The 19,194-nt window shown below is 56.1% G+C and carries 13 protein-coding genes; 3 read left to right on the top strand and 10 right to left on the bottom strand.

The annotated features are described in order from the left end of the window. Positions 1–35: 35 nt before the first annotated feature. From ACQG19_RS08230 to lrp, 10 genes are all read right to left on the bottom strand, one after another. Entirely contained in the window at positions 36–563 is a 528-nt protein-coding gene (locus ACQG19_RS08230) for an anti-virulence regulator CigR family protein (protein WP_040022911.1), read from the bottom strand. 123 nt (positions 564–686) lie between these two features. Further along, positions 687–1,835 (bottom strand): MFS transporter, encoded by a 1,149-nt coding sequence (locus tag ACQG19_RS08225; RefSeq protein ID WP_222168594.1) that lies wholly within the window; start codon positions 1,833–1,835, stop codon positions 687–689. Between the two features lie 274 nt (positions 1,836–2,109). Then, positions 2,110–2,973 (bottom strand): dimethyl sulfoxide reductase anchor subunit family protein, encoded by an 864-nt coding sequence (locus tag ACQG19_RS08220; protein ID WP_222168593.1) that lies wholly within the window; start codon positions 2,971–2,973, stop codon positions 2,110–2,112. A 1-nt stretch (position 2,974) separates the two neighbouring features. Beyond that, positions 2,975–3,592 (bottom strand): dimethylsulfoxide reductase iron-sulfur subunit DmsB, encoded by a 618-nt coding sequence (gene dmsB / locus ACQG19_RS08215; protein ID WP_029882994.1) that lies wholly within the window; start codon positions 3,590–3,592, stop codon positions 2,975–2,977. A gap of 10 nt (positions 3,593–3,602) precedes the next feature. Beyond that, the gene (gene dmsA / locus ACQG19_RS08210; protein WP_013097317.1) at positions 3,603–6,047 is read right to left on the bottom strand and encodes a dimethylsulfoxide reductase subunit A; all 2,445 of its coding nucleotides are present in this window, start codon (positions 6,045–6,047) and stop codon (positions 3,603–3,605) included. A gap of 210 nt (positions 6,048–6,257) precedes the next feature. Then, positions 6,258–7,550 (bottom strand): serine--tRNA ligase, encoded by a 1,293-nt coding sequence (gene serS, locus ACQG19_RS08205; RefSeq protein ID WP_008499983.1) that lies wholly within the window; start codon positions 7,548–7,550, stop codon positions 6,258–6,260. Between the two features lie 92 nt (positions 7,551–7,642). Continuing rightward, positions 7,643–8,986: a replication-associated recombination protein RarA gene (rarA, locus tag ACQG19_RS08200; RefSeq protein ID WP_029882995.1), complete on the bottom strand. Its 1,344-nt coding sequence runs from the start codon at positions 8,984–8,986 to the stop codon at positions 7,643–7,645. A gap of 9 nt (positions 8,987–8,995) precedes the next feature. Then, complete coding sequence (gene lolA, locus ACQG19_RS08195; protein WP_013097319.1) at positions 8,996–9,607, bottom strand: outer membrane lipoprotein chaperone LolA; 612 nt, start codon at positions 9,605–9,607, stop codon at positions 8,996–8,998. Positions 9,608–9,735: 128 nt separating this feature from the next. Next, positions 9,736–13,440: a DNA translocase FtsK gene (locus ACQG19_RS08190; protein WP_246931499.1), complete on the bottom strand. Its 3,705-nt coding sequence runs from the start codon at positions 13,438–13,440 to the stop codon at positions 9,736–9,738. A gap of 135 nt (positions 13,441–13,575) precedes the next feature. Further along, positions 13,576–14,070: a leucine-responsive transcriptional regulator Lrp gene (gene lrp, locus ACQG19_RS08185; RefSeq protein WP_000228469.1), complete on the bottom strand. Its 495-nt coding sequence runs from the start codon at positions 14,068–14,070 to the stop codon at positions 13,576–13,578. A 545-nt stretch (positions 14,071–14,615) separates the two neighbouring features. On the opposite strand from lrp, the gene trxB reads away from it, so the two are divergent. The 3 genes from trxB to cydC all read left to right on the top strand — a co-directional run bounded on the left by trxB (position 14,616) and on the right by cydC (position 19,186). Then, on the top strand, positions 14,616–15,584 hold the full coding sequence (gene trxB, locus ACQG19_RS08180; protein WP_013097321.1) for a thioredoxin-disulfide reductase: 969 nt from the start codon (positions 14,616–14,618) through the stop codon (positions 15,582–15,584). 114 nt (positions 15,585–15,698) lie between these two features. Beyond that, positions 15,699–17,465 (top strand): heme ABC transporter permease/ATP-binding protein CydD, encoded by a 1,767-nt coding sequence (gene cydD / locus ACQG19_RS08175; protein WP_013097322.1) that lies wholly within the window; start codon positions 15,699–15,701, stop codon positions 17,463–17,465. Then, the gene (cydC, locus tag ACQG19_RS08170) at positions 17,465–19,186 is read left to right on the top strand and encodes a heme ABC transporter ATP-binding protein/permease CydC (protein WP_246931500.1); all 1,722 of its coding nucleotides are present in this window, start codon (positions 17,465–17,467) and stop codon (positions 19,184–19,186) included. The genes cydD and cydC overlap by 1 nt, the downstream gene beginning before the upstream one ends. Positions 19,187–19,194 lie beyond the last annotated feature (8 nt).

Genomic DNA, 19,194 nt, shown 5'->3' with positions numbered 1-19,194 from the left:
CAAGAGGCCCGGTGAGAACCGGGCCTTTTTGTATTTTATTTAAAGACACCATTAATAATGGAAGTCACAATCGCAGTACTCAGCGCAACCAGGACCAGATCGTCACCGACCACGCGCCATTCATAGCCAGGATAGTTAGGGAGCTGGCCCAGCATGGAGGCTGGCACGGTTTTCTTCGCAATACCTGGAGGCAGTGGTTTGCCGCGCGCGAGGTTTTTAGCGATGCCCGGAGGCAGCGATTCATACCCCGTTAATCCATAGTTCACTGCCAGATGGCGAGCATGATCGAAGCTCACGCGAGCATCGACATCATCGCTGACGCTTTTATTCGATTTACCCGGGTTGTCCAGACCACTTTTTTTATTGCCATGAGTATCGGACATTCCGTTGCCATGATTGCCGGAATTCCCGTTGCCGTGATTACCGCCATTACCTTGTCCGCCACTGTTACCGTGACCACCACCGCCATTCCCGTTTCCAGGGTTAGCCATGACCGGTGCTGTAGCAAACGTTAAAGACAACACTACTGCCAGTGCGGTAGTGGTTAAACGACGTGTAGCCATGATTGCTGCCTTTTAGTGTTAGAACTCACCTGAATTATCGCCTGGCGTGATAAACAAACAATGCGTAAAATTCTTATATGTGATGGGGACAAAAAAGCCAGTCAATGACTGGCTTTTAATTCATCAGGCATGCGCCACTGGCGTGGGATGTTCGCCCGCTTTGCGCAGCAGCATTAAGAGATAAATAAACGACACGCTGGCAATCATGATAAACAGCAAATTGTCGGAATAATTCTGCATCAGCATCGCGGTGAATGTCGGCCCCAGCAAACTCCCAATGGTATAGCTTAATAACAGCGCCTGGTTCATTGCCACCAGCTGGTGATGTTCAACTTTTTCACAGGCCCAGGCCATCGCGACCGGATAAAGTGTGAAGCCTGCCGCCCCCAGAATAAACAGCGCTGGCGCCATCGCGGCATTGCTGAGCATGGCAAGGCAACCCATGATCACCACGAAGACCTGAACGCGCAACACCAGCAGACGCCCAAAACGGTCTGCCAGACGGCCAATCGGCCACTGTCCGACGATGCCCGCGCTGACCATTACCGCCATCCAGAAGCCGATCCCGGAATCACTGACGCCCTGATGGTTCAGGTAGAGCGGCATCAGACCATAAAGCGACCCCAGAACAATTCCGGAGATGATGCAGCCGTTCACGCCCAAACGCGCCTGTCGCAGTCTCAGCATCGGCCAGACGTGGGTCGCTTCCTGATGCTCACTGTTCTGATTCACAATGCGTGTAAAGAGCAGCGGCAGGATCGCCGCCAGGACCATGCCCGTTACCCACGGCAGAACGCTCATCAGGTCGGTCGTCAGTTTGCTGACCATTAATTGCCCAAGCACGGTTCCGACGTAATAGACCATCATATACGCTGCCAGCAGACGTCCCCGGTTGCGCGAGGTACCGCTGCACATCAGCGCACTTTCCACCACGACCCAAATCATCGCGCAGCCTACGCCAGCGATAAAGCGCCAGATCATCCAGCTCCAGAAGCCGACCATCAGGCCCAGCCCGGCACAGCCGGCAGCGAAAATCAGCGAGGCCAGATAATAGCTGCGGTTAAAGCCAACGCGTTTAATCAGGCTCCCCGTCATCAGCGTGCCCAGCAGGTTCCCCGTGAAAAAGGACGAGCTGACCATACCCACCTGCCAGGTTGGTAAGTTTTCATGGGCAAGCCATAGCGGGACGAGCGTATTCAACACTGCGATCGCCAGGGTCAACAAAAGCAGGCCACAGAGCAACAGGAGCACTGGCCGGGTATAGATGGTCATGGATTAAAAACCGTGAGGAAGTTCAGATTTCGTGCGCATCATGCCACTGGCAAAAACAAAGTCAATCCACCGATTCAGGCGTCAGGCACGATATGTGCCATGTCGATTTAAAAAACTCATCCTGCTAATGCAAAGTCTGCTACTGATATTAATTATCTGGTTGTTTTTATTTATTTCAGGGGATTTTTAATACCAAACATCAGTCGAAAAATTTCATGATGGAAAAAAGAAAAGCCGGGCGCTATGTCCCGGCTTTTTATAACGAAAAATCAAATCAGCTGGCGATAGCCATGCCTACCGTCATATGCAGGCCGTAAAACACACCGCGACCGATCAACTCCCCTGCCAGCACCAGCACAAAGGCCACTGACAGTAACGGCAGTGCGGGCTGATAACCTTTAAGCTGAGGGGCAATCCAGCACACCAGCGCAACAGCCAGCAACACCACACGCCAGGCCATCAGAGAACCGTAATCTGGCACCAGAGTTGAGGCCTGCTGAATGGAGCTGTGAATGGTTGCCAGCTCAGCGCCCTGCATCAGCGCAACCATCGTGCTCACCACCAGCGCCAACAGCGAAACGGCAGGGAGCAGACGCATCGCCCAGCCGTCCACACTCGCCACGCGCAGCAGCAGGTAGCCCAGCAGCGGCCCACCGATAAACATCGTCAGGAAGAAACTCATTGGCGTCCAGACGCTATACCAGGTGGGAACGGTATCGATGGTGTTATAAACCCGCACCATCATCCACACGAAGACCACGCCCAGCACCATTGTCACGATCAGCCACACGTTGCGCAGCCCCGCAGGAAGCTTTTTCAGGGCTGCCAGCAGCCAACCCAGCCCACCGACGGCAAAGAAGATCGCCCCGCTGGCAATTTCGTTACTCAGTGAGGATGCCCCCACGCGATTGAGAGAGTTGAACGCGCGCATTGGCGAGCCGAGGTGCAGCGTAGAGGCAATAAAACCGATCCCCATCAACGCCCACAGACCAAACATACTCAGCACCACGCGCTGCTGCTGTTCAGCTTTCAAATCGCCTTTCAGTAACGCAAGCGCGAGCACAATAAAGCCCCCCGCCACGCACTGCCCAAAGACCGTGAAGATCATCAGCGGCCATTCATGCCATCCACTTCCCATCTCACACCTCCTTCGGGTTTGCCAGATAGCCGGTGGTATCTCCCGTCGGGCGGCTGTTGGCGTTAGGTTTAATCACAATGCTCGGCTTGGTGAAGTGCGCGGACGGCAGTGGCGCGACGGCCGCAAGCTGGCCGTGTTTTTTACGCAACTCGTCAATCGGGCCGAAGTCCAGCGCGCGCAGCGGACAGGACTCCACGCAAATCGGCTTTTTGCCCTCTGCGACGCGGTCATGGCAGCCGTCGCACTTGGTCATGTGGCCTTTGGCGGCGTTGTACTGCGGCGCACCGTACGGACAGGCCATATGGCAGTAGCGGCAGCCGATGCAGACATCCTCATTCACCACCACAAACCCGTCGTCGCGCTTGTGCATCGCCCCGCTCGGGCACACTTTGGTGCAGGCCGGATCTTCACAGTGGTTACAGGCAATCGACAGGTAATAGGCAAAGACGTTCTGATGCCAGACGCCGTTATCCTCCTGCCAGTCGCCGCCCGCGTATTCGTAGATCCGGCGGAAGCTGACGTCCGGGGTCAGGTCTTTGTAATCCTTGCAGGCCAGCTCGCAGGTTTTGCACCCGGTGCAACGGCTGGAGTCAATAAAAAATCCATACTGGGTTGTCATCGGTTACTCCTTACACCTTCTCAACCTGAACAAGGTTTGTGTGGGACGGGTTGCCTTTCGCCAGCGGCGATGGGCGCTGCGTGGTCAGTACGTTAATACTGCCAGCCTGGTCGATGCGGTTTGCATCCGGGCTGTACCACGCGCCTTCCCCCAGTGCGACAACACCAGGCATCATGCGGGGCGTCACTTTGGCTTCAATATGCACCTCGCCGCGACCGTTAAAGATACGCACACGATCGCCATTACTGATGCCTCGTGCTTTCGCATCCATCGGGTTAATCCACATCTCCTGGCGGCAGGCGGCTTTCAGCACATCAACGTTGCCGTAGGTGGAGTGAACGCGCGCTTTGTAGTGGAATCCGGTCAGTTGCAGCGGGAATTTTGCGGTGAGCGGATCGTTATAGTTTTCAAACCCGGGCGTGTAGATCGGCAGGGGATCGATAACATCCCCTTCCGGCAATTCCCAGGTTGCGGCAATGTTTGCCAGCTCTTCGGAGTAAATCTCGATTTTGCCCGATGGCGTGGTCAGCGGATTCGCCTGCGGATCGTCGCGGAAGGCTTTGTACGCCACGTGGTGCCCTTGCGGATCGCGCTGTTTATAGATGCCCTGCTTGCGGAAGGTATCGAAATCCGGCAGGTCAGGGATCGCTTTACGGGAAAGTTCATGCAGATGACGCATCCACTCTTCCTGAGTGCGGCCTTCTGTGAACTGTTGTTCGACACCAAGACGTTTCGCCAGCTCAGAGGTCATCTCATAGATGGTTTTGCACTCGAAACGCGGTTTGATGGCCTGGTCGGTGAAGATCACGTAGGACATGTTGCCGCAGGAGGCATCCAGCGCGAAATCCATCTGCTCCGAGGCGGTGCAATCCGGCAGCAGAATATCCGCATATTTCGCCGATGAGGTCATGTGGCAGTCGATCACCACAATCATCTCGCACTTCTTGTCATCCTGCAGGATTTCGTGGGTGCGGTTGATCTCCGAGTGCTGGTTAATAAGGCAGTTACCGGCGTAGTTCCAGATCATCTTGATCGGCACATCCAGCTTGTCTTTGCCCCGTACGCCATCGCGCAGGGCGGTCATCTCCGGCCCGCGCTCAATGGCGTCGGTCCACATAAACATGGAGATACTGGTCTGAACCGGGTTTTCCAGGGTTGGCATCCGTTCAAACGGCAGCGAATAGGAACCTTCGCGCGCGCCACTATTCCCACCATTAATACCCACGTTACCGGTCAGAATGGAGAGCATCGAAATAGCACGAGTGGCGATTTCGCCATTCGCGTGACGCTGTGGCCCCCAGCCCTGGCTGATATAGGCCGGTTTCGCTGAACCGATTTCACGCGCCAGCTGGACAATACGTTCCGCCGGTATCCCGGTGATTTTTGATGCCCACTCCGGGGTCTTCGCCACGCCGTCACTGCCCTGGCCCAGAATATACGCCTTGTAATGCCCGTTGGCAGGAGCACTGGCGGGCAGGGTTTTCTCGTCATAGCCGACGCAGTATTTATCGAGGAATGGCTGATCGACAAGGTCCTCAGTGATCATGACCCACGCCAGCGCGCTGACCAGCGCCGCATCGGTGCCCGGGCGAATAGGGATCCACTCATCTTCCCGGCCTGCACCCGTATCGGTATAACGCGGATCGATGATGATCATCCGGGCGTTAGATTTGGCGCGAGCCTGCTCAAGGTAATAGGTTACCCCACCGCCGCTCATGCGCGTTTCACCAGGATTGTTACCGAAAAGCACCACCAGTTTGCTGTTTTCGATATCGGACGGGCTGTTACCATCTGCCCAGCCACCGTAGGTGTAGTTCAGGCCGGCAGCAATCTGTGCAGAAGAGTAGTCACCGTAGTGATTGAGATAACCGCCGCAGCAGTTCATCAAGCGCGCCACCAGCGTTTTGCCCGGTGGCCAGGAGCGGGTCAGCGTTCCCCCAAGCGTTCCGGTGCCATAGTTCAGGTAGATGGATTCGTTACCGTACTCTTTTATCAGACGCTGCATATTGCTGGCGATGATATCGTAAGCTTCATCCCAGCTGATGCGCTCGAACTTCCCTTCCCCGCGCTTACCGACGCGTTTCATCGGGTACTTCAGACGGTCCGGGTTATAAACCCGGCGGCGCATTGAGCGGCCACGCAGACAGGCGCGAACCTGATGCAAGCCGTCGTAGTTATCGTCACCGGTATTGTCGGTTTCGACGTATTTGATCTCGCCATCCACCACATGCATACGTAATGGACAACGGCTACCACAGTTTACGGTACAGGCGCTCCACACCACGTTTTCCGGGGCCGTAGCCGGGGACAACGCATCCGCCGCCGACGCCAGTCGGGTAAAAGGGAGAGTGAAGGCACTGCTGGCAACGGCGAGACCGCCAATTGCCGTGGTTTTCATCAACCCACGGCGAGTGACCTCGGCAGCCATTAACGCTTCAGGCGCTTTGATTTTCATAAAGACTCACTTTGGTTGCTCACAAAGAATAAGGGGCGGAATTAACCGCGATATAGTTTTATATATAACGAGCTAATGCGTTATGCGTGTTTTATGCTGGCTTTCATTCGCAGGAGTATTACTACTTTAGAGGGAGGGGGTATTGCGTCGTATCAAACCGAGGGTATAAAAAAAGCGCCAAAAGGCGCTTTTTTGTTGTAAGGCAAAGAATTAGCCGATGTACTGCTGGCCTTTCATGTATGGGCGCAGCACTTCAGGGATCTCAATACGTCCGTCTGCCTGCTGATAGTTTTCCAGCACGGCAACCAGCGTACGGCCAACAGCCAGACCAGAGCCGTTCAGGGTATGCACCAGACGGGTTTTCTTATCGGACTTGCTGCGGCAGCGTGCCTGCATACGACGCGCCTGGAAATCCCAGACGTTAGAGCAGGAGGAGATTTCACGGTAGGTGTTCTGCGCAGGTACCCACACTTCCAGATCGAAGGTTTTGCAGGCGCCAAAGCCCATATCACCGGTGCATAGCGCCATACGACGGTACGGCAGGCCGAGCAGCTCCAGCACTTTCTCCGCGTGGCCGGTCATCTCTTCCAGCGCGTCCATGGACTCTTCCGGACGAACGATCTGTACCATCTCAACTTTATCGAACTGGTGCATACGGATCAGACCACGCGTGTCACGGCCGTAAGAACCCGCTTCAGAGCGGAAGCACGGAGAGTGCGCCGTCAGTTTGATTGGCAGGTCGTCTTCGTCGATGATCTCATCACGCACGAGGTTGGTCAGCGGCACTTCCGCGGTTGGGATCAGCGCGTAGTTGCTGCTGTCGGCTTCCTCGTCCAGCGGACGGGTATGGAACAGATCGCCGGCAAATTTCGGCAGTTGTCCGGTACCGTACAGAGTATCGTGGTTAACCAGATACGGAACGTAGGTTTCGCTGTAACCGTGCTGCTCAGTGTGCAGATCCAGCATGAACTGTGCCAGCGCACGGTGCAGATGAGCAATCTGACCTTTCATCACCACGAAGCGAGAACCGGTCAGCTTCACGGCTGCCGCAAAGTCCAGGCCCGCGTGCATTTCGCCCAGAGTAACGTGATCGCGAACCTCGAAGTCGAACTCACGAGGCGTACCCCAGCGTTTCACTTCAACGTTGTCGTTTTCGTCTTTACCGACAGGAACGCTGTCGTCAGGAATGTTCGGGATAGCCAGGGCGATATCACGGATTTCGGCCTGAAGAACATCCAGCTCAGCTTTCGCCTGGTCCAGCTCTTCACCCAGTTTGTTCACTTCCAGGCGTAATGGCTCAATGTCTTCCCCGCGCGCTTTCGCCTGGCCGATGGACTTCGATCGAGAGTTACGCTCTGCCTGCAGATTTTCAGTTTGTACCTGCAGAACTTTACGACGCTCTTCAAGAGCGCGCAGCTTATCTACATCCAGCTTAAAGCCCCGGCGTGCCAGTTTTTCAGCGACTGCGTCTGGCTCATTACGCAGCAGATTGGGATCGAGCATGCTTATCCTGTGCTTATCGAATTAAAATAGGAAAATGTGGCCACAGCCTGCGGCCACAGGGATACAATGCCAACATTACCGCAACGACTGAACTAACGGTAGCGTTTTATAGGGCTATTTTGATCCTGTCCGGCGAGCCAGGCGAGCTTTTCGCCAATCTTGCCTTCAAGACCTCTGTTTGTGGGGTGATAATAGCGGGTTTGTGCCATTTCCTGAGGGAAATACTCTTCCCCGGCCGCGTAAGCGTTGGGTTCATCGTGAGCGTAACGATACTCCTGCCCGTACCCCATCTCTTTCATCAGCTTCGTTGGCGCATTACGCAGATGCACCGGCACATCGTAGTCCGGGCGCTCACGCGCATCCGACATGGCCGCTTTGAATGCGGTATAGACGGCATTACTTTTCGGCGCGCAGGCCAGATAGACAATCGCCTGAGCAATAGCGCGCTCACCTTCCGCCGGCCCGACGCGAGTAAAACAATCCCAGGCCGAAAGCGCCACCTGCATGGCGCGCGGATCGGCATTGCCAACATCTTCTGAGGCAATCGCCAGACAGCGACGCGCGACGTACAGCGGATCGCCACCGGCAGTGATAATGCGTGCATACCAGTAAAGCGCGGCATCCGGCGCGCTGCCGCGTACCGACTTATGCAGCGCCGAGATCAGATCGTAAAAGCGATCGCCTTTGTTATCAAAACGCGCGCTACGCTCACCGGCAATTTCGGTCAACAGTTCCGGTTTTAATACCCGTTTGCCGGCGTCGTCGACTTCGGCCATATCGGCCATCATTTCCAGGGTATTCAGCGCCCGCCGCGCATCGCCGTTAACCAGTTCCGCAATTGCACGACGCGTGTCGTCAGGCAGGACAATGTCCTGTCCGCCATAGCCGCGGGCTTTGTCGTCCATCGCCTGGGTGAGAACTTTTTCAATATCCTCGGTGGTGAGCGATTTAAGCAGGTAGACGCGCGCCCGGGAAAGCAGTGCCGAGTTGAGTTCAAATGACGGGTTTTCGGTGGTGGCACCGATGAAGAAGATGGTGCCATCTTCGATGTGCGGCAGGAATGCATCCTGCTGACTTTTATTAAAGCGATGGACTTCGTCCACAAAGAGGATGGTTCGTCGCCCGGCGTTACGGTTCTGGCGCGCGCGCTCGATTGCCTCGCGGATCTCCTTCACACCGGATGTGACGGCCGAGATGCGCTCGACGTCCGCGTTAGCGTAGCGGGCGATCACTTCAGCAAGCGTGGTTTTACCGGTACCGGGTGGTCCCCAGAGGATCATCGAGTGCAGATGCCCGGCCTCAATGGCCCGCGGCAACGGCTTACCCGCAGCCAGCAGGTGCTGCTGGCCAATATACTGAGCTAAATTTTCTGGCCGCATACGCGCGGCCAGAGGTTGAAACGCATTATCTGAAAAATCGAGCGACAGGTTGCCCACTCATGCCTCTTACTTACGTTGGTCGTCCACCGTTACGCCCTGCGGCGGGGTAAAGGTAAATTTAGATGCATCGACAGCGCCATTTTGCTGAGATTTGAGCTGATAGCTGCTGCGCTGATCGTCCTGCTCAACGGCGCCGAACTGATTGATGGTACCATTGGTGCTTACATTGATGGTGAACTGCTTCAGGTTGCCGTTGCTGCCTTTTGGCGTCAGGACAAACTCATCACCGTTCTGCTTAATATTATACTGCTGCCAGTCGCTGGCCTGGTTACGGGCTATCAGCATAAAGGGCGTGTTGCTGGTCGCATCTTTCAGCCAGGTGGCGGTTGCCTGCTCAACAAACGGGTTGAAGAACCACAGGGTTTTGCCGTCAGAGACCAGGATGCTCTCATCCGGCTGAGTCATGTGCCAGTTGAAAAGATTTGGGCGTTTTACCCACAGATCGCCCTGGCCTTCCTGCACCGCATTACCGCTGCCGTCAGTCACTTTTTGCGTGAAGCTGGCGTGGAAGCTGCTCACTTTATCCAGGCGGCTTTTAAGGTCGCTGGCCGCATCAGCCCAGACGCTGCTGGCGACAAAACTGGTGAGTAATGCACAGGCGATTGCGATTTTTTTCATTGTTGTTCCTTAAAATACGTCATCCCGAAATGGGGTTTCCGTTTTCTATTCTGGACCTGCCCGCAGGCAGGTGACAGAAGAAAATGCTTAAATTTGGCTGATTTCCCCTTCTTTGCACACGCTGAAGATCAATCAAACGGCGGCGGAGCCAGCACCTCACGGTTACCGTTATGCCCCTGCTCGCTGACAATGCCCTGGGCTTCCATCTGCTCGATGATGCGCGCCGCGCGGTTGTAGCCAATACGGAACTGACGCTGAACGCCGGAGATAGACGCTTTACGTTTTTCGGTAACAAAATTAACCGCCTGGTCGAATAACGGATCCAGCTCTTCGCCGCCGTCAAAGCCACCGCCGCCGCCTTCGCTTTCGCTGTCGGAGGTAATGCCGTCAACGTATTGTGGACGACCACGCGCTTTCCAGTCCTGCACCACGGCATGCACTTCCTGGTCGCGAACGAATGCGCCGTGAACGCGCACCGGAGAGGTGGAGTTCGGGCCGGAGTAGAGCATATCCCCCATCCCCAGCAACGATTCAGCACCGCCCTGATCAAGGATGGTGCGCGAGTCAATTTTGCTTGATACGGTAAAGGCGATACGGGTCGGAATGTTGGCTTTAATCAGACCCGTAATGACGTCCACAGAAGGACGCTGCGTCGCCAGGACGAGGTGAATACCGGCCGCACGCGCTTTCTGTGCCAGACGGGCAATCAGCTCTTCCACTTTCTTACCGACGGTCATCATCAGGTCAGCGAACTCATCCACCAGCACGACGATGTAAGGCAGTTTTTCCAGCACCGGATGCTGGGCATCCATGCTATCGCCCGGTTTCCAGTATGGATCGGGAATTGGACGACCCATCCGCGCCGCCTCGGCGATTTTCTCGTTATAACCCGCAAGGTTACGCACGCCCAGAGCCGACATCAGCTTGTAACGGCGCTCCATCTCGTTGACGCTCCAGCGCAGAGCATTGGCCGCGTCTTTCATGTCGGTCACAACTTCCGTCAGCAGATGCGGGATCCCCTCATAGACCGACAGTTCCAGCATTTTCGGATCGATCATGATGAAACGGACATCTTCCGGCTGCGCTTTGTAGAGCATGCTGAGGATCATGGCGTTCACACCCACCGACTTACCGGAACCGGTTGTACCCGCAACCAGCAGGTGAGGCATTTTCGCCAGATCGGCTACCACCGGCTCACCCGCGATATCTTTACCCAGCACCACGGTCAGTGGTGAAGGGTTGTCGCGGAATTTGGTGTTGTCCAGCACTTCACGCAGGTAAACGGTCTGACGTTTTTTGTTCGGCAACTCAAGACCGACATAAGGTTTACCAGGAATGACTTCAACCACACGAACCGCAACGGTCGACAGAGAACGCGCCAGGTCGCGGGACAGGTTTGAAATACGCGCGGCTTTAACGCCAGGCGCCAGGTTGAGTTCGAAACGGGTAATGACAGGGCCTGGAGAGTAGTTGACCACGTCCGCTTTAATGCGAAAGTCAGCCAGACGCGCTTCTACCAGACGGGCCATTTGCTCCAGCGCGAAGGTATCGACCGGCTCAACTTCTGCTGGCGGCGGCGTTAACAGATCCAGCGACGGCAGAGGCGTGCTCGGACGTTGCAACGGACGGCTGTCACCGTTACGCATCAGCAGCGGATGAATGAGACTTTCCTGCGGCTGTGCCTGAGGCTGCTGGAATTGTGGCTGCTGTGGCTGCTGTGGCTGCTGTGGCTGCGCATAAGATTGTGGCGCAGGCTGCTGCGGCTGGGCGTAAGCCTGTGGCGCTGGGGCCGGCTGCTGACGCACCGGCTCGGCTTCCGGCATGACGCTCGGCGTGAACAGCGGTTCGCTCGGAGCATCATCCACCAGATCTTTCATCGGTGAGAATTCGAAATCCGACAGCGAGAACGGGTTCGCACCAGCAGGCTGCTCACCTGAATAGCGTTGCTGCTGGGTGGCCGCAAACTGGCGTGCTAATTCTGCCTCTGCTGCATCATCATCGTCCGCCTGAGCAGGATGATCATGCTGATACTCCTCGCCATAGCGCTGATGCTGCTGTGCGGCGAACTGACGCGCCAGTTCGTCCTGCTGCATTTCATCTGCATCATCGTCGTAATCAGATTCACGGGCTTTCTCCTCAGCCATACGCTGAGAAGGCAGTTTAATGCCATAGGATGCCAGCTCGCGGCGGGTTGGCACACGCACGCGGTTAGGACGCGGCAACTGCGGGCCAATCCCCTCTTTTACCTGAGGACGTGGTGTTCCACCTGTCGCCAGGCTAAAGACCGGCGCCGCAGCCGAAGCGGCTGCTGTGGCCTGTTTCACGCTCTCTGCCACTGGTGCAACCGCAGGCGTTGAAGTAACCGGCGGTGCGGAGACAGAAGGTGTATTCACAACAGGCTCTTGCACCGGCTCGGGAACAGGCTGATACCATGCTGCCAGTTGCTCGCGCTCACGGGCACGGCGCTCTTCAACCTCTTCGAAATAGTACATTGGCGGACGAGACGGTTTGACCTCTTCCACCACCTCAGGTTCTGGTTGAGGCGCGACGTAAGGCTCAGCAGGCGGAACAGGCTCAGGGACATACTCCTGATACGGTTGCGCGACGGGCTGCTCGTCGTACGGGTACCCCTGCGGCTCATGAACGGGCTCAGGCTGATAAGGTTGCTGCCACGGTTCCTGCTGGACCGGCGCATAGCTTTCTGGCTCTGGTGCGATAACCGGCTCTGGCGTATGAACGCCAGGCGCCGTTTGCCACTCTACCTGAGGCTGTTGAATAGCGGACTCGGGAGCGGGAACCGACGCAGACGGCATAACGGCTTCCGCTGGTGCTGCATAAGCCTGCGCCGCCGTGGTCGCGGCTGCCGCGGCGGCAACCGGTGCGGTAACAGAGTGACCGTTTAGCAGTGGATCGTATTCATCAAAATCGCCCGGCGTGGCGCGACTGCCAGAGAAAAGCACATCATCAGGATCAACGGCGGCACCGGCTGAACGGTACTCAACATGATCGTCTTCGTCCATGCGTTTACCGGAGAAGAGCGCCGCATCGGTTTTACGACCCAGCGGGTTGGCAAATTTCTCGGCGACGCGCTGACGGCGTGCCAGTGCTCCACGCAAAATACGTGCACGACGAGATTCACGACGCTGTACTGGCGCATCGTCTTCCTCTTCGTACTCATCTTCATATTCGTCTTCATCGACCCATGTGTCGTCACGACGGGTACGGTTGCTGGCAAAGGTCAGAATAGTGAGGACAAAACTGCCGATCTTCTCGGCAATGCTCACCCACGACCAGCCGGTGAACAGCGTTAATCCTGCCGCCCAGATACACAGCAATGCCAGGGTACCGCCGCTGCTGTGAAGCATAGGCTGTAACGCAGAGCTCAGCAGGCTACCGATGACCCCGCCAGACGCGAAATACCAGATGTCATCGGCGTTGATGGCTGCCAGCCCGCAGGAGGTGAGGATCAACGCCAGCGCGCCTATCAGGCGCAGCGAAACCGCGAAATAGTCGATGTAGTCGTCGTTCTGACGATGGCGCCAGGCAAACCAGCATCCGCCAATAATAATGACGGGAATGGTATAGGCCATCACACCGAAAATGAAAAACAGGGTGTCCGCAAGCCAGGCACCGGGAACGCCGCCTAAATTATGGATAGGCTCATGCCATGCAGTTTGTGACCAGCTGGGATCTGAGGGGTTGAAACTGAGTAAGGCTGCCATCAGCCAGACGGCAAAAAGGGCAATAACAATCAGCAACGCCTCAAGGAGCCGACGTCCGCTGCTTAGCTTCGATAATGTGACTTCTTTGTCTTCAGTGTATTCCTGGCTCAAGAAAGGCTCTCCAGGTATCAGGCATATCCTGCCTGTTTGCTAAAACGGACAACAGCGCCGGGACACCCCGGCACTGTTGCTGTATGGATTAACAGGAGTGTAATCAAACTACACTGATTTTGCACCTGTTCCGTGTTAGCGCGTCTTAATAACCAGACGATTGCTCTGTTTGACCTCTTCCATCACCACATAGGTACGGGTGTCGTTCACGCCTGGCAGACGCAGCAGGGTTTCACCCAGCAGCTTACGGTAGGCGGACATATCTGGTACGCGGGTTTTCAACAGGTAGTCGAAATCGCCAGAAACCAGATGACACTCTTGAATTTCTTCAAGTTTTTGTACAGCGGCGTTAAATTGCTCAAACACATCCGGTGCACCACGATTCAGAGTAATCTCAACAAATACCAGAAGTGAGGCATCCAGATAATGCGGGTTCAGCAGAGCCGTATAGCCCTGAATAAAACCCTGTCTTTCCAGTCGGCGCACACGCTCAAGGCACGGCGTCGGGGAAAGTCCCACACGTTTTGAAAGCTCGACGTTGGAAATACGCCCATCCTTTTGCAATTCATTAAGAATGTTACGATCGATACGGTCGAGATCTTTGCCAGGGCGCTTCTTGCTATCTACCATTATTATTGTCTCTCTGTATTCCTTCCCTACTCCTGCCTGGACCCTGTGCACATCACTGTTCAGAGCCTGTACCCGTTAGTCATCACATCGCCTGGTTATCTATTAGACGCGATGCGGATTCGGGTTCTGTTGGTAAGAAGACCGTTGCCCGAAGGCAGTCACCGACATCACGTATGGCGTCTGTCCACGCCATGCGTAGATTTCACTGACCCGGTAAAAATGGCATTTACATGCATGCCTATGCGGCACACGGTTAACGCGGTTTTTTTTTCTTCCTTGAATGTTTTCGCAAAAGCGCAGGGGATTGTCAAAGCAAAACATCGATTTTTAGTACAACATGCCGGATATTCATTTCGGTGGGGTATTAATCCTCATTTTATTGCCTTATAAACAAGCGAATTTAAGAAGTAAGCCTGATGTTATAGCGCTCAATTTATCGTCATTGCCTATCGTACAGATTGAGATCAACATTGCTGTGCTCTTTTTTTACGGCAACAAATTCCCTACAATCCAGCCAACTGTCTGCCAACAACAATGGGGATCTCATGGGCACGGCCAAACACAGTAAGCTGCTAATTCTTGGTTCTGGACCTGCGGGATATACCGCGGCGGTCTATGCTGCACGCGCTAACCTGCAACCGGTTTTGATTACCGGTATGGAAAAAGGCGGTCAGCTGACCACCACCACTGAAGTGGAAAACTGGCCAGGCGACCCTAACGACCTGACCGGGCCGCTGCTGATGGAGCGTATGCACGAGCATGCGGCTAAATTCGAAACCGAAATTCTGTTCGACCATATTAACAAGGTCGATTTGCAGAACCGTCCGTTCCGCCTGACGGGCGACAGCGGCGAGTACACCTGCGATGCGCTGATCATCGCAACGGGCGCTTCTGCCCGCTACCTCGGCCTGCCGTCAGAAGAGGCGTTCAAAGGTCGCGGTGTTTCTGCCTGCGCAACCTGCGATGGTTTCTTCTATCGCAACCAGAAAGTCGCGGTCATCGGTGGCGGTAACACTGCCGTAGAAGAGGCGCTCTATCTGGCGAACATCGCTTCTGAAGTGCACCTTATCCACCGTCGCGACACCTTCCGCGCCGAGAAGATCCTGATCAAACGTCTGATGGATAAAGTGGCGAGCGGCAACATTGTGCTGCACACCAACCGTACGCTGGAAGAAGTGACGGGCGATCAGATGGGCGTTGCCGGTCTGCGTATTCGTGATACCCAGAACACCGATAACGTCGAAACGCTGGAAGTGGCGGGCCTGTTTGTGGCTATCGGTCACAGCCCGAACACGGCGATCTTCGAGGGGCAACTGGAGCTGGAAAACGGCTACATCAAAGTGCAGTCCGGTATTCACGGCAACGCGACCCAGACCAGTATCCCGGGTGTGTTCGCTGCTGGTGACGTCATGGACCACATTTACCGTCAGGCGATCACCTCCGCAGGCACCGGTTGCATGGCCGCGCTGGACGCTGAACGCTACCTTGATGGGCTGGCTGAACAAGGTAAATAATCTTTACAAGTCAGTAACAAACGTAAATAAAGGCGGCGATAAGTCGCCTTTATTGTCTCCTCGTTGTAACATTGCGCTGCCCACTTTCTAATAACATCACCTGCAAAGCACGCAATGGAAAAAACCCGTCAACAAGAGTTAACACGCTGGCTAAAACAGCAGAGCGTTCTTTCCCGCCGCTGGCTCATGATTTCCCGTCTTCTGGGACTGATCAGTGGTCTGTTGATTGTTGCCCAGGCATGGCTGCTGGCCCGCATTCTCAATCATATGATCATGGAGAACATTCCGCGTGAAGCGCTTCTGCTGCCCTTCATCGTCCTGATCCTGGTTTTCATTCTGCGCGCCTGGGTTGTCTGGCTGCGCGAACGCGTTGGTTTTCACGCGGGGCAGCATATTCGCTACGAAATTCGCCGACAGGTGCTTGATCGTCTTCAGGAAGCCGGGCCCGCATGGATCCAGGGAAAACCAGCCGGAAGCTGGGCAACGTTAATCCTTGAACAGATTGACGATATGCACGACTACTACGCCCGCTACCTTCCGCAGATGGCGCTGGCCGTCTGCGTCCCGCTGCTGATTGTGATAACCATTTTCCCTGTCAACTGGGTAGCTGCGCTGATCCTGCTGGGTACCGCCCCGCTGATCCCCCTGTTTATGGCGATGGTGGGGATGGGAGCGGCCGATGCGAACCGCCGTAACTTCCTTGCGTTGGGTCGACTGAGCGGCCATTTCCTTGACCGTCTGCGCGGCATGGAGACGTTACGCATTTTTGGCCGGGGTGAAGCCGAAACGGAAAACATTCGCCTGGCGTCGCAGGATTTCCGTCAGCGCACGATGGAAGTGTTACGTCTGGCGTTTCTGTCGTCTGGCGTACTGGAATTCTTTACCTCGCTCTCTATCGCCCTCGTGGCGGTCTATTTTGGTTTCTCGTATCTCGGCGCGCTGGATTTTGGTCATTACGGCACGGCGGTAACGCTGTCGGCCGGTTTCCTGGCGCTTATTCTGGCTCCGGAATTTTTCCAGCCGCTTCGCGATCTTGGCACCTTCTACCATGCCAAAGCGCAGGCCGTTGGCGCGGCTGACAGCCTGAAAACGTTCCTGGAGACGCCGCTGGCGCATCCGGAGCGGGGAGAGGTAACGCTGAACGCCAATGAACCCGTGACCATTGAAGCACGTGATTTCTCTATCCTGTCACCGGAAGGGAAAGTGCTGGCTGGCCCACTGAACTTTACCTTACCCGCCGGGCAACGGGTGGTGCTGGTAGGGACCAGTGGTTCAGGGAAAAGCTCGCTGATTAATGCGTTATCCGGTTTTATGGCTTATACCGGCTCACTGCGCATCAACAAAACCGAACTGCGCGATCTCGATCCGAACGCCTGGCGAAAACAGCTCAGTTGGGTGGGGCAAAACCCGCAGCTGCCAGCCCCGACGCTGCGGGAAAACGTCCTGCTGGCTCGCCCGGATGCACGTGAAGACGAGTTGCAATCTGTTCTCGACCGCGCCTGGGTCAGCGAGTTTCTGCCGCTGCTTCCGCATGGCGTCGATACCGTTGTCGGCGATCAGTCTGCCGGGTTATCCGTGGGCCAGGCGCAACGCGTGGCGGTCGCCCGCGCGTTGCTTAATCCATGCCAGTTAATGCTGCTGGACGAGCCGGCGGCCAGCCTGGATGCGCACAGTGAACAGCGCGTGATGGCGGCCCTGAACGCCGCCTCGCGGCAGCAAACCACCCTGATGGTCACTCATCAGCTGGAAGGCATTGCCGACTGGGACCAGATCTGGGTCATGGAAAACGGTCGTATTGTTGAGCAAGGCGATTACGCCTCTCTCGTTACCGCGCAGGGCCCCTTCGCTGCCCTGCTGGCGAATCGTCAGGAGGACATCTGATGCGTGCCCTGCTTCCCTATCTCGCGCTCTATAAACGCCACAAATGGATGCTGACGCTGGGCATCGTGTTGGCCATTGTGACCCTGCTTGCCAGCATCGGCCTGCTCACACTTTCCGGCTGGTTCTTGTCTGCCTCTGCCGTGGCGGGGGTTGCCGGGCTCTACAGCTTCAACTACATGCTTCCGGCGGCGGGCGTCCGCGGCACTGCCATTACCCGTACGGCAGGACGGTACTTCGAGCGACTGGTCAGCCATGACGCGACATTCCGCGTGCTGCAACATCTGCGCATTTACACCTTCAGTAAACTGCTGCCCCTCTCCCCTGCCGGACTGGCGCGTTTTCGTCAGGGGGAATTGCTCAACCGTGTGGTTGCGGATGTCGACACCCTGGATCACCTCTACCTGCGCGTGATTTCACCGATTGTCTGCGCGTTTGTGGTGATTGTGGTAGTCACGCTGGGTCTGTCGGTGCTGGATGTCCCTGTTGCGCTGACGCTGGGCGGGATCATGCTTTTGACGCTCATTATCCTGCCGCCGCTATTTTACCGCGCGGGTAAATCCACCGGAGAGAACCTGACGCGTCTGCGCGGGGAGTACCGCCAGCAGCTCACCTCCTGGTTACAGGGGCAGGCCGAACTGACGATATTTGGCGCCAGCGAGCGCTACCGTGCGCGAATGGAGAACACAGAACTGAACTGGCATGAAGCCCAGCGCCGTCAGTCTGAGCTTACCGCGTTCTCTCAGGCGCTTATGATGTTAATCGGGGGTGTCGCGGTCATCGCCATGCTCTGGATGGCGTCCGGTGGCGTTGGCAATAACGCACAGCCGGGCCCTCTGATTGCCTTGTTCGTATTCTGTGCCCTGGCGGCCTTTGAAGCGCTGGCGCCGGTGACGGGTGCCTTCCAGCATCTCGGCCAGGTCATCGCCTCCGCCCTGCGCATCACGGAGATTGCGGAGCAGGATCCGGAGGTGAAGTTCACCGCAGAGCAAACGGCCACGCCTGAGCAGGTTGCCCTGACACTCAATAACGTCACCTTCGCCTATGATAAGCAGGCACAGAATGCGCTGGAAGGCATTAGCCTCGCTGTGGATGCGGGTCAGCGGATTGCGATCCTCGGCCGTACCGGCTGCGGCAAATCCACGCTTTTGCAACTGTTAACGCGAGCCTGGGATCCACAGCAAGGTCAGATTCAGTTTAACGGAACTCCGCTGGCAGACTTCAGCGAACAGGCGCTGCGCAAAACCGTCAGCGTGGTTCCGCAGCGCGTTCATCTCTTCAGCGCCACGCTGCGCGATAACCTGCAGCTGGCTGCACCGGAGGCCACTGATGACGTACTCCGCGCCATGCTGGAGCAGGTCGGGCTGCATAAGCTGCTTGAAGACGATGGCCTGAACAGCTGGCTGGGTGAAGGCGGTCGTCAACTCTCTGGCGGTGAGCTGCGTCGTCTGGCGATTGCGCGCGCGCTGCTGCATGATGCGCCGCTGATGTTGCTCGACGAGCCCACAGAAGGGCTTGATGCGACAACTGAAAGCCAGATCCTTGATTTACTTGCGAATGTTATGGCCGGTAAAACCGTCCTGATGGTGACACACCGCCTGCGTGGACTGGCAAGTTTTGATCGGATAATTGTGATGGACAACGGACACATTATTGAGCAAGGTAGTCACGCAGAGCTGTTGACGAAACAGGGTCGCTACTACCAGTTTAAACAGCGTCTGTAGACTATATT

It is taken from the genome of Enterobacter cloacae complex sp. 277I4 (genome assembly GCF_050031465.1).
Classification (GTDB): Bacteria; Pseudomonadota; Gammaproteobacteria; order Enterobacterales; family Enterobacteriaceae; genus Enterobacter; species Enterobacter cloacae.
Note: the sequence above shows the minus strand (reverse complement) of the source record. Positions and strands in the feature narration are given on the sequence as shown.